9 protein-coding genes are annotated in these 13,035 nt (G+C 40.0%); 7 read left to right on the top strand and 2 right to left on the bottom strand.

Annotation, left to right across the window (positions count from 1 at the left end; all coding sequences use genetic code 11):
• Positions 1-208: 208 nt before the first annotated feature.
• From TY16_RS01860 to TY16_RS01850, 3 genes are all read left to right on the top strand, one after another.
• On the top strand, positions 209-1,138 hold the full coding sequence (locus TY16_RS01860) for a CAP-associated domain-containing protein (protein WP_052342563.1): 930 nt from the start codon (positions 209-211) through the stop codon (positions 1,136-1,138).
• A gap of 249 nt (positions 1,139-1,387) precedes the next feature.
• Positions 1,388-3,169: a CDP-glycerol glycerophosphotransferase family protein gene (locus TY16_RS01855; protein ID WP_043929994.1), complete on the top strand. Its 1,782-nt coding sequence runs from the start codon at positions 1,388-1,390 to the stop codon at positions 3,167-3,169.
• Positions 3,170-3,317: 148 nt separating this feature from the next.
• Complete coding sequence (locus TY16_RS01850) at positions 3,318-5,219, top strand: DUF6270 domain-containing protein (RefSeq protein ID WP_155922116.1); 1,902 nt, start codon at positions 3,318-3,320, stop codon at positions 5,217-5,219.
• A 78-nt stretch (positions 5,220-5,297) separates the two neighbouring features.
• Here TY16_RS01850 and TY16_RS01845 read toward each other — a convergent pair whose 3' ends face one another.
• Positions 5,298-6,401 (bottom strand): C40 family peptidase, encoded by a 1,104-nt coding sequence (locus TY16_RS01845; RefSeq protein WP_043929992.1) that lies wholly within the window; start codon positions 6,399-6,401, stop codon positions 5,298-5,300.
• Positions 6,402-6,449: 48 nt separating this feature from the next.
• On the opposite strand from TY16_RS01845, the gene TY16_RS01840 reads away from it, so the two are divergent.
• The 4 genes from TY16_RS01840 to TY16_RS01825 all read left to right on the top strand — a co-directional run bounded on the left by TY16_RS01840 (position 6,450) and on the right by TY16_RS01825 (position 11,065).
• Positions 6,450-6,632, top strand: coding sequence for a hypothetical protein (locus TY16_RS01840; RefSeq protein WP_043929991.1), 183 nt, complete (start codon positions 6,450-6,452; stop codon positions 6,630-6,632).
• A 16-nt stretch (positions 6,633-6,648) separates the two neighbouring features.
• Positions 6,649-9,039 (top strand): Ig-like domain-containing protein, encoded by a 2,391-nt coding sequence (locus tag TY16_RS25045; protein WP_052342562.1) that lies wholly within the window; start codon positions 6,649-6,651, stop codon positions 9,037-9,039.
• Between the two features lie 314 nt (positions 9,040-9,353).
• A complete protein-coding gene (locus TY16_RS01830) occupies positions 9,354-10,397 on the top strand; it encodes a processed acidic surface protein (protein ID WP_043929990.1) in 1,044 nt (347 codons plus the stop codon).
• A gap of 2 nt (positions 10,398-10,399) precedes the next feature.
• Entirely contained in the window at positions 10,400-11,065 is a 666-nt protein-coding gene (locus tag TY16_RS01825) for a class D sortase (RefSeq protein ID WP_043929989.1), read from the top strand.
• A gap of 54 nt (positions 11,066-11,119) precedes the next feature.
• Here TY16_RS01825 and TY16_RS25520 read toward each other — a convergent pair whose 3' ends face one another.
• Positions 11,120-12,895 carry a M14 family zinc carboxypeptidase gene (locus tag TY16_RS25520; RefSeq protein WP_197028347.1) on the bottom strand — a complete coding sequence of 592 codons (1,776 nt, stop codon included), beginning with the start codon at positions 12,893-12,895 and terminating at the stop codon, positions 11,120-11,122.
• Positions 12,896-13,035 lie beyond the last annotated feature (140 nt).

The following is a 13,035-nucleotide window of genomic DNA, read 5'->3' as shown; positions in this document are numbered from 1 at the left end:
TCCCGCTGCTTGATTCTATATATATTGAACTTCTAATTTCACGCCTGCATTTTTGTCGTTTTCCCTTACAAAAAGGAAAAAATAGTGAAATATTTATGAAAAATAGGCCTTTTTCCCTGGGATAGAGGACAAAAGACTCTAGCATGTTAACAAAGTAATAACTAGAATGTGAGAGTCATTCAAAAATCTTACATTTGGAGGTATCAGCTTGAAAAAGAAATTACTTTCGATGCTTATGTTTGCTGCTTTGCTAACCGGAGCAGTGTTCCTTATAGACCCAACTGAAAGCCATGCTGCAACTGCGACGATTAAATTAGGCGAAACAAAAGCTGCTGTAACAACAAAGCTTGGAAAAGAAAAAAGGGTTTCAGCAAATGAATATAAATTGAATTGGTACACACATCATAATTCAAATAAAGACTACTACATGGTTAGTTACCTGAACGATAAGGTAACCGGAATCTATACAATGGATACAGATTATGCCATCTTCGGCATCCGTGTAGGTTCGACCCTTACCCAAGTGAAGAAAGCACTCGGTACGCCAATTAAAGGTATACTCAAAGGAAACACAAACTATCTGGTCACAAATGACTCCAAAATGCAGACATTTTATAAAAACGGTGCATACATCACCATATTCTTTGACTCCTATAACGATGGAAAAGTTACAGGCATTCAAGTGGTGTCTAGTACGATGGAAAAGAGGAAGGCGGCCAGATATGGAGTTTCGTCTACTTCATTGCGCTCCGGTTTCGAGCTGCAGCTTTTCGACCTTGCTAATGCCGATCGTGTTAAAAGCGGCCTAAAAGCCCTTGCCTGGAGTGAAAAGGCAAGAACCTCGTCGAGGCTGCATAGCCAGGATATGGTTACTAACAAGTTCTTTAGCCACACCAATCTTAAAGGAAAAACCCCTTTTGATAGAATGAAAGCGGCAGGTATCAGCTATTGGACTGCGGGCGAGAACATTGCTTATGGACAACCCAGCAGTATTTTTGCCCATGAATCATTAATGAATTCAATTGGGCACCGAAATAATATCCTGAATAAGAACTACACCCATCTTGGGACTGGTGTTGCGTTTAAGTCGGGGAGTTACACACCGTATTATACTCAAAATTTTTATAAGGTGAGATAAACAGGTTAGTGGGCCTTCGCGATGAAAGCCTGCTATTTTACTGCAAATTTTGTAGAAAAATGTAGAAATTTGAAGATTAATATTATGAGGATAATTTCATTATTTTACCAAAAGTTTATTTTAAAATAAAAATACAACATTTATAATAATGTAGAATGTAAATTTATTGTAAATAAACTACGACTTTTGATGAATTCCACGTTCTTTAAATAATCATAAGTGCTTATAGCATTTTGTGGAGGATGCAAAATGAAAACTGTAACAACTGAGAAAAAGAATACCAGAGATTATATAGACCTTCTTATGAAAGAGAAAGATAGACAAGATGACAAGGATTGGTACAGTGTTGAGCATAATGTACTAGACTTAAGATTTAATGGCCCTACCCTAACCCTTGAGGGCTATTGTTATATTAATGATATCCCTATATTAAAATGTTTCGACGTAAAAAAGAGGCTTGTTTTATTTGATAGTAAACAAAAAAAGTATTGGAAGTTCATTTTGGAAGATATCACAGTTGATAATGTTTTATCTTTAAAAGAGGCAATCGACCCCCAGTACAGGTGGGCTGGATATAAGGGTACGATTGATCTTTCGAATGTTGAGAATAATATGCCTTTGAAGGAAGGCAATTATGTAGCCCTGCTGGAAATTGTCATTTTTCAAAAGAACGATAAATTAGTTAAAAGAGTGCCCCTTGGTGATATCCGCAGGTACTTAAAAGATGGCTTCTATACTTCGAAAATGGAACACTACTCTGCCAATTCTCAGCTGCTCTATAATGTAATGGCAAGATATGATTTGAATACGAAAAGTTTGCAAATCGAATCACATAAAGTTAAATCGATTAATCCTAGTGAGCTTTATGGAGATATTAAAAATAAAACCGAAAAGCCGAATGCCTTTTATAGGCTTATGCGAACAAAAGGATTCATGTTTTTTTATTACCTCTTCCACTTATTTCCCGTGAATAAGAGGAAAGTTTTATTTGCTTCAGACAGCAGGGATGAAGTAGGAGGCAACCTTAAGTTTGTTTACGATGAAATGAAAAAACAAAACCTAGGCTATGAATATAGATTCATGTTCAAAGAAAATAGCTTTGTAAAGAAGTCGATTTTAGAGATTATTAGGCTTGCATATGACGCTGCTACATCAAAAGCAACTTTATTAGAAGAAAACTATCCGATGTTTTCACAGTTGAGAATTAGGAAAAATACGGATCTGATTCAGCTTTGGCACGGCGCCGGTGCATTTAAAAAATTCGGATACAGCCGAATGGGACAGCCAGGCGGTCCTAAAATCACGTCCAAGGATCACAGGAATTATACGAAAGCGATAGTTAGTTCAAAAAATATCACTCCTCAATATGCAGAAGGATTTGATATAGAAGAAGAAAAAATTATCCCTTTGGGAATACCGAGAACGGACATTTTTTTTGACGAGGAATACAAGGAATTAAAAAGGAAAGAGCTTTATGAAGCCTACCCATTTCTAAAGGGCAAGAAGGTTATTTTGTTCGCTCCTACGTTCAGGGGCAAGGGCAGAAAAGAGGCCCATTATCCTTTTGAAAATCTTGATTTTGAAAAACTTTATAAAAACCTTAAGGATGAATATGTTTTTCTTTTCAAACTTCATTTCATTGTCCTTAATAAGGTGACGATTCCTTACAAATACGCTGACTTCTTCTATGATTTTACGAGCTACAGGGAAGTTAATGATTTGTTGCTGATTACGGATTTACTTATTACCGACTATTCATCCATCTGTTTTGAATTTTCACTGCTCGACAAACCCATGCTTTTCTATGCGTATGATGTTGAGAACTATATCAGCAAGCGTGGTTTTTATTTTGAATATCAAAGCTTCATCCCGGGTAGCCTTGTAAAAAATACCGACCAGATGGTTGCGAAAATTATTAAGAATGATTTTCAAAAAGAGAAAATTAAGCTATTCCGTGATTATTTCTTTGATTACCAGGATGGCAAGGCTAGTGAAAGAGTCGTGAATCATTTAATTAAAGGAACGGAATAGAATTGTCCAAATAAACACTTGCAGATTTATGTAAGTGTTTATTTTTGCAAAGAAATTGAGGTGTAGAGAATTGTTTTCGGTTTTGAATTATAGATTTGAAGAAAATAGGATTTCATTGAGCTTTAAAAGTGAAATAGAGTTTGAAAACTTGAAACTTGAATTAAGGTTCAAGGATATGGAAAGGTTCATCGGAGCCCAAGCATATGAATACTATTATCCGGTTGAGTTGAAAAGCGAAGGGCTTGTCCATATTGCAGACATACCTTTACTAGAAATAGTGAGGAAAAGAGGAGAGACTTTTGTAGGAGACCAGTTGGTGTGGCTGTATGTTCTTGCAGAGGAGAAGTCTGTGCCGCTTAAGGCAGATAAGGATTATGTCTCTAGTGGTAGTCAAATAGTTACACTTTCTCAGAATCTTTCTTTTACAACATTAATCAATAAAAAAAGTGAGTTTCAGTTTAAGATTTTAATGGAAAAGTTTGCGAATACAATAGGTTTTTCTACACAAAATAATGAAACAACGTTTGAAATCCAGTCAAGCCTTTCTGAAATCAATGTGCATCTCAGGAAAAGAGTATTTAAAGATGCGGGGATTCATTCACTTAATATACCACTTCCCCATAAAGAAAATGGTTTCGTTCTGAAGAAGGACATATTGGGTAATTTAATGCTGGAAGACGAAATTACTATTTTTGATTTTATTGTTGAAGGTGAGTCAGATGGAATTAGGTTTTCTAACTTTGGAAGAGTAGAAATTCCTGATAAACTGCCAATTCCGATTGATTTTGGTAATAGAAATTACAACGGTGAATTGTATAAAACAAATAAAGGTAACATGGCATTAAAAATAAGTCGGAAATATCCGACAGGTAAAATAGACCATATAGTAGAAGCTGAACCAGGCAAATATGAAATTATCCTTTCTATACAAATGGAAGGACAGGCTATTGTGTGCAGATATAATAAGTTGAATTTCCTTTCGCCAATGGACAATTATATACAGTTTAAATCCATTCCACTCTTGCAGGATGAGAGGGAGAAAACGTATTTCGAGCTCAATATGGATGAACTTTTCGGTGAAATTGAAGCGAACTATGAACAGCGTTACCGTATCATTTTACAGTCTAAAGATGGCATTCAGTATAAGCTTGGATTAAAAGAACCATTATATACCTGCTTTCCTACTTCTAAAAATAATATTTATCTGGAAGGAGAAAAGGTATTCAATATTTTTGTTCGTGGGAAACAGGAAAATGGCGTAAAGATCGGAGTGCTTGGCTCCTGTTTTTCACGAAGCCAGTTTAACAGCCAGGACAAATTCTATAAAAATAACGATTACAAACTTGCATTCAATGTCTGTTTCAGCCAATTTTGGCCTTCAATTATCAGCCTGGTAAGTAAACCCATAAAGTATGACGAATCTGAGCTTGCTAACATAGCCCCTAAAAAAATGGGCGAAATCAAGCGCGAGATGGATAAGACGATATTAAGTGACATAAAAGATGCAAATGTGGATTATTTGATCATCGACTTTTATGTCGATGTTATTCATGGAGTTAGGAAATTTGAGGATGGAACCTACCTTGGTATCAATCCATACATTAGGTCTACAGGATATTATAAAAACAAGGTACTTAAAACTTCCAGGCAAATGGATTATCGTGATCCTGATTACTTTCGTGTATGGAAACAGGCGTGTGATGAATTTTTGGAGAGGGTTCAAGAGTTCTTGCCGGAAAAGCGATTAGTATTAAATACTGGCGGCCTTATTGACAGGTACTATGATAAGGATCGGAATGTAAAGAATTTTATCGAAGAGAAGATTATTTCAAGAAAAAGCTTTATCAATTACAACAGCCTTTGGGAAAAAATGAATCAATACTTTTTAACAAAGGCTCCTAATGCAAAGCTGTTGGATATGCAAAGATATGGCTATATAGGTGACATTAAACACCCAAGTCCATTCGGACCTCATCATTATGAGTCCGCCTATTATCGAGGTATGACCGGAGAATTGGCTAGAATTATTGTGTTTGACCAAAATAGGTAGAATAAAGAATAGGTACCTTAAACAAGAGGCTATCCCAACATATTTTTGGGACAGCCTCTATAATTTTGCTCTATACCATTAGTAAAATCGCTTAAAACTCTCAAAATGTTTTTTGTAATAAGAATTGTCCAGACTTGTAATCGTTACGCCGTCATTGCCTGCATGAATAAACTGATTATCCCCAATATAGATGCCCATATGAGAGATGCCTTTCTTATATGTATTCTCAAAGAATACTAGATCACCAGCTTCAGGCTTGTCCACATAATAGGAGCGGTCGTAATAGCCTTGTGATGAATGCCTGAGTAAGTCATGCCCTGATTCTTTAAATACATAATAAATAAAGCCGCTGCAATCAAAGCCTTTCGGAGTTGTTCCGCCCCAGACGTATGGAGTGCCAATCAACTCCTTGGCAGTTTCGATAATCAGTTGGGATACACCAGTGGCAGGTTCGGGCTGTGCAGGCTTTACAGGCTGTACAACTTTTTTCGTTGGGACCTTTAATACCTGGCCGACCCGGATCAAATCAGAAGTTAATTTATTCAGTGTTTTGATTTCTGCAACTGTCGTACCATAAATAATGCTGATGGCACCAAGCGTATCACCGCTTTTTACCGTGTAAGATATAGTTTCGGCAGCTGGTACTTGCGGTTCTGGCTTCGGCTTTACAGGTTCCGGTTTGGCTGGTGCTGCTGGAGCCGGGACCGGTTTAGGCTTTGCAGGTGTTGGTTTTGCCGGAGCAACAGCTGGCTTTTCCGTCACTGGAGAAGATACAATCAGCTTTTGTCCGATATAAATCATGTCGGATTTAAGGCTGTTCCATTTCTTCAAGTTTGCAACCGTAGTCTTCTTGTTGCTGGCAATTTTGCTTAGGGAGTCTCCTTTAACGACCGTATAGGTTGCGGGAGTCTTGACTGCTGCTGGTTTCTTAACCGCAGGGGCTGCTGCTCCCTTTTTTGAGGCGGACGGGATGACCAGCTTTTGATTAATGAAAATAAGATCCGATTTTAAACCATTTGCCGTTTTAATCTCATTTACCTTTAATTTATATGTAAGGGCAATTTTTGATAGGGTATCTCCCTTTTTTACAGTGTACTTGATACTTGAGGCAGAGGCTTCGGCGGAATAGGCGGCGGATAGGATGGCAACAGTGGCGAATGCAGCAACAACTTTCCCTTTCATCGGGTTTGGACCACCTCACTAGTAGTTTTTTAATAAGAATATTTTACCATGGAGCTGGAGCAATTAGTATATCAATCTGAAAAACTTTGGAGAATTTGTAGAAAAGACTTTAAATTTGAGAAAAAAGATTGGTTTAGAAATAAAAATGGGGAAAATGAACCAAACGTAACATTCCACAAAATGGTTGTTGCTGATAGAATAGTAGGCATCAGCAAGTTTCTGCTAGATTAAAACCAGGAGGCGCCATATGCAGGGCTATTTTAAAAAAATCAGTGTCGCGGTTCTTTCATGTATGATTGTTTTTCCAGCAGCAGTCAATGGCTCGGAGCTTAACCAAAATAATGAGGGAATTAAAGCGGAAGAGGTTACTGTTCCGGAAAAATATCTTGTAATAAGCAATGAATCTACCAATCCGAACATAAGCCAGCCTTCTGGGACTACAGCTCTCGCAAAACAACTGGCCTTAATAAATAAAAATGTCAGTGGGAAGCCATTTAAGTTCAACCCTACAAAACCTTTTGATGCTGAAAAGTATAAGGATAAGAAAGTAGAAGAGGACAAGCTCCCGAACTATTCAATTCGTGCATATAGAACGGGTGACTTGAAGTATTTCTGGACGTATGACTTTGTAAAAGGAATTGATGTCCGAACCGCGGCACGTCTTGCATATAGTGGCTCGAAAGCAAATGTATGGGTCAGTGGCCGGCAAATTTCCAATGAAGACGCTGCCAGACTTGGCACCGAGTTTGATACAACTATGTACAAAACAGTGACGGCCAATTTTGCAAAAGAGTCGGATGTAAACGGTGATGGAAAAATCAACATCCTTGTCTATGATATCCAGGATGGCTTTGATGGCAATGGCGGTTATATTGGCGGTTATTTTTATGGCGGAGACCTTTTTGAGGGAGATGCTTACAATAGATCGAATATGTCCGAGATTTTTTATGTTGATACGTACCCTTCCATGGGAGAGGGAACAGTCAAGGACGTGACATCGGCCTATACGACGCTTGTGCACGAATTTCAGCATATGGTCAATTTCAATCGGACGGTCTTTATTGAAGGAAAATACTTACCAATGGATACATGGCTGGATGAAAGCCTGGCAATGGCGGCAGAACAAGTGTATTCAGGCCGCGCCCTGAATTACAGGATTGATTATTATAACAAATCCGAGTCTATACCAAATGGTCACTCCCTGCTTTATTGGGATGACTATGGCGATGTACTCGCGAATTATTCGTTATCCTATCTGTTTGGGCAATATCTCATGCTTCAGGCTGGGATCGGAAACGGTGTATATAAGGAAATCATCTCAAACAAATACGATGATTATCGGGCCGTAGAGGCTATTGTGAAAAAGTATATTGACCCGGGAATGTCATTCGGGAAATTCATGACCAGCTTCCGGACAGCATTGCTGTTAAAAAGGGATAAAGGTCTGTATGGCTTTAAGGGCATTGAGGCTTATGATGCGATAAATCCAGGCATGGGGAAGGATGGCAGCCGCCTTAAGGGTGGAGGGGCCATCTATAAAACCCTGTTAAGTGATCAGCCTTTTTCCATTCCTGTTGATAAAGGCGCGAATGTAAGCTATACCATCGTTGATAAGGCAGAGTCTTCTGATACGACAGCACCTGAAGCCCCGGTTATTAAACCGGTGGATGATAATGATGGGACAGTGTCTGGAAGTGCAGAACCCTCAAGCACTATTACAGTAAAAGCGGGAAAAGTTGTCTTGGGAAAAGGAACGGCAGCAACTACAGGTCTTTATAGTGTGAAAATTCCTGTTCAAAAAGCGGGGACGGTCCTAACCGTCACCGCTTCAGATGCGGCAGACAATGAAAGCGGGATTGCTTCAGTAACCGTTACCGATAAGACTGCTCCTGCAAAGCCTGTTGTGAACCAGGTGAAAGATTACGATAAAAGAGTAACCGGGAAGGCAGAAGCGGGGTCAACAATTAAGGTTAAGCTAGGATCAACCCAGTTGGGGTACGCTGTTGCCAATGGAAGTGGGAGTTTTATCGTCTCATTAACAAAGGCACATAAGGCAGGGACTATCCTTACTGTTACAGCGACTGACAAAGTGGGAAATGTGAGTGCCATTACGAAAACTGCAGTAGTGGATAAAACCCCTCCAGGAGTCCCAACTGTGAGCACAGTTGCAAACAACCAGAAGACAGTGACTGGAAAAGCAGAACCGAAATCGACCGTAAGAATTAAACGAGGTACTACACAGCTAGGGCTTGCTGTAACAGATGCCTATGGGAAGTTTAAAATATCCCTGCCTGGCTACCAAAAGGCAGGAACTGTTCTGACAGTGACAGCAACTGACAAAGCAGGCAACAGAAGCAAAGCTACTTCCAAAACAGTTATTGATAAGACTGCTCCTGGTGTGCCAGTCATTTATAAGGTTACTAACCGTTCGACTGCTGTTACAGGAAAAGCCGAAGCTTATTCCCATGTTACGGTGAAACGGCGTTCAACTGTTCTTGGCTCTGGCTACGCATCCAGTACAGGCAAGTACTCTATTAAAATTGCTAAACAACGCTCTGGGACGGCCCTGTATGTCTATGCGAAAGATAAGGCGGGCAATGTAAGTAAACCTGGAAGTGTGAAAGTGGCCAGCTATTAATCTTTGAGAAAAACGGACCGAATTCGGTCCGTTTTTTGCGTAAAGTAGGCGGGGGAATGGTAATCTTTCAAAAACTGTTGGTATTTGTAAGATTACGGCAGATTTTTTCCCAACTAAAAAAAGTGTCGTTATTAGGTATTTAATAGGATATTAATTGTTTTTGCCGTGACAGGAGGTTTTATTTATGATAATTTTCCCAATAATTTTACATAAAATTCCCATATGTTCTTTATAAAGTTAGTATTGTTAATAAACTCCTAACCTACTATACTAGAGAAGTATTACAAATATATTACAGGTAAGGGAGTTAGCACATGAAGAAAATTGGGGTATTTTTATTGGCTTTATTCCTTGTTGTTGGCCTTTTCCCTCAGGCGTCTAAGGCGGAAGCTGCGGACACGTTTGAAGAGGATTTGGCTCTGTATTTGGAAGAAATCAGCAGCACAAGGGGAATTGATATTACGAAAGAGAAACTAGAAGCCTATCTTGAGGAATTTTGGGGCAGTACCCTTGATGAGTGGGAAACCGTTGCCGAATTAAAATCAGATCTTGGAGAAATCATTAAGGCTGACCTTAGCAACCTGGCACCAATTTACGAGGAATTTGAATTGGATAAAGCGGGACTTGAGGCTTTACTAGCTGAATACGATGAGAAGATTGATGACTATATCTTTGTCGATGATTTATATAGCACAGTCCATTTTTATGTGAATTATGATGAAGGAGAATTCCCTTCCGAGGAAGAAATGGCTGCAGAGTATGAAGCAATGCTTGCGGAGTTTGATTTGACTCAGGAAGAAATCGACAGGGTTGTTGAACATATTCTTTCTTTGGAAGAAAAGTTTAACAGTGAGGAAACACTTGCAAGACTTGAAGCTCTATCTGAACGAATGATGGCTTTTGAAGATATTGATTTTACTACAGTTACTGAACTGACTGCAGAACAATTTGCGGAAATCCTTGATATTTACACTGAACTGCTTGACCTGTTTGAACTTCAAGCAGAATATACTTTAATTACGAATGGAGAAGAAACACCACTTTCATTGGAAGATCTGTTTAGCATGGACGAGCTTGTAAATGCTAAGCTAAAAATCTCCCTTTACAATTTAGCTGGTGACCTTCTTGCGGATATGATCATCACTGGTGAAGATGTAGATTCAGGAACAATTATTGATACCGGGAAAGATCTCGAGAAAGTTGTTGAGGAAGTGAAAAATCCTTCCAAGCCAACACCTGCAACTGTCAAAGGCGGAAAGCTTCCTAATACAGCCTCTGATTACGGACAAAATGCACTGTTTGGCCTTGTTATTCTGCTTGGCGGCGTTGCCTTGTTCCGCAAGGTAAGGACTAGATAGGAATGGAAATGCGCAAGGAGCGAAAGAAAAGGGGAGTCCATCGGAAACGGTGGATTCTTCTTTCACTGGCTATGGTTGTCATCGTATCAGGTGCTTGGTTTTCAACTACGAACGTATATAAGCTTGCCAAGGGGTATTTTTTGTTTAAAGCTGCTGCCGATGAAAAACCTGTAGTACAGGTAGAAACGGTTCAGCCGAAACCAAAAGAGCCGAAGGAGCAGCCTCTGTACTTAAGGCGGCCTGAAATTGGGGAAAATATGGGGAGCCTTTATATTCCTAAGCTAGATGCAACTCTGCCTATCTTTCACGGAACGGATGAGGATGAGCTTGAAAAAGGCGTCGGCCATTTTGCGGGCAGTGTCCTTCCGGGTGAAAAGGATAACTCCGTTCTCTCGGGGCATAGGGATACTGTGTTCCGAAAACTTGGCGAGGTAGGCGTAGGTGACAAGCTTGTTGTTACGACAGAAGCCGGAACATTTACGTATAAGGTGAAAAAGGTGCGGATTGTCGATGCCGATGACAGGACTGTCATTGTTCCGAAGCCTAGGGCAATGCTGACAGTAACCACCTGCTATCCATTTGATTTTATAGGTGATGCACCTGATAGGTATATTCTTCAGGCTTACCTTATTAATGAAGATTTAAATCAGAAATGGGTTCGTAAATAATGAAAAAGGGACATCCGCCGCTAGTGGTGGATGTCCTCTTTTTAGTTTGAATTATTACGGAGTTTCTGTATCCGCGTCTGAGTTTATTTGTCCAGCAGAGGCTTCTGTTTCGGCAATCCAAGCGATAATCGCATCCTTCTTTGACTTCAGGAGGGACTCGGTTGCCGGGAAGCTGTAAAACTTGCCGGGATATTCTGCATTCATCGCTTTCTTGTATGCGGCTGCTTCAATCTCCAACTGGTCAAGCTGAGCCAGCTTTTCTTTTACGACAGGGAGATTTTCTGGTTGAAGCAACTGTTCAATTTCACTGGTTAAACCATAACGTTTGATTTCATACAGTGTATTGTCTTTCGTAATCGTTGCAGGAACAATGTATTTTGTATTCGCAAGGGAGCGTACGGATGCCCATGCCATTTTAGTGACGGCTCTGGATGTTGCTCCTGTTGAATCAATCAGCTTTTTATGCATTGCGGCGATTCCAGTATCCAAAGCACCGGCTGTCAGCTTATCATTTAGAACCTTTTGCTGTGCCAACAGTGCGTCGCCTGCTTTAACACCAGCGATAAAATTGCCGGAGTTGGTTATATGCGCGTTGATTTCCTTTTGGTAGGTTGCAAGCTTTGTCCGGTAGCTGGATGGAAGCTTAGCCGCCTGTGAAGTGAGTGATTTGTTCTGTGAACTCAGTGAATTATAAAAATCAGTGTGGGCCTTAGTGATCTTCAAATCGGCAACAGTTTTCACTTCTGAGTAATAGTATGGCCTTAGCTTTCTCGAGTCAATTGTGAGCTGTACAAATTTTGGCTTCAACTGGGCGAAAAGCCTGTCATTGTATAATTTAGCGCTTTCCTGAGCCACATAAAGCCCGACTGCCTGGTTTTCTCTCCAAGCACCAGCAAATTCACTTAACGGAGGATTGGTTTCGTAGACTGGCTTTGAAATTTCCGGAGTAAAGCCAGGCCTCTTTTTATAACTAGTGAACCAATCGGTGAAACCGCCGCCTGACGGAATTCCTTGAGGGTAGACGAGTCTGTAGCCAGTCAGGGAACCGATTTTTTTCGCATAAGTATGATCTCTCGTATATTGGCTGCCTGTCTGGCTGTATTTCCAATATAGAATTTTTCCGCTGCTATGGTAAGAGACGGCCATTTCCGGATTAATTCCATTCACGAATTTTATGACTGCCTTTGTCTCAGCTGCACTTTGTGGGGCGTATCCTTTGAAATCTTTATATCTTGGAGCAGTGGGGCCTTTTAACGCCTTCCAGCCTGCGTTGTACTGTCTATTTAGGTCCACACCTTTTGCATTTGCCTTCCACCGTTTGAAGTTTGTGCTTCCTTCATTCATTTTCTTCAATGACGCATGCATGCTTTGAGGAAATGCCTTCAAGCCTTCCTGCTGCAGCTTTACACCATCCGGGTTAATCATCGGTACAAACCATAAAGTTGTTTGATTAAGAATAGTCCTGGCGTTATAGCCGCCAATGGAGGTGTTTTTTGTGTATGCCTCTGCATAGTGGTTGATCATATACATATTCAATGTTGTCGTCATCCACTCACGGGCATGATGGGAGCCGTTAACAAACACATTGGCGCTGCCTTTGCCGAGGCCAATGGCATACAAGTTCCGCCCGTATTCGGATTTGCCGATGACTTTTACTTGAATAAGTCCAGGGTAAGCCGATTTCAGCTTATACATATCCGTGATCATATCCCCGAAGGAATAAACCTGATTTGGGTTGACAATGATACCTGCAGCCCTGCCGTTTTCAGGGAACATAAACCCCGAAAACATAAAGATAGCCGCAATAATGAAAAGTTTTACCTTGCGCAACTAGTTTCCCCCTCATGTAATTAATTGCTATGTATCTATCAATTTATTATAGCAACTTTACTAGCGTAAAAAATGGTAAATAAGTTGCTATTTACTCACATTAAGAATAAAGGCAGGAGAATTTCCTTCTCAAAAAAATA

It is taken from the genome of Bacillus sp. EB01, from assembly GCF_000613125.1.
In the GTDB taxonomy this organism is placed as follows: domain Bacteria; phylum Bacillota; class Bacilli; order Bacillales; family Cytobacillaceae; genus Bacillus_D.
The sequence above is the reverse complement of the archived record's forward strand: the minus strand, read 5'-3'. Positions and strand labels throughout refer to the sequence as shown.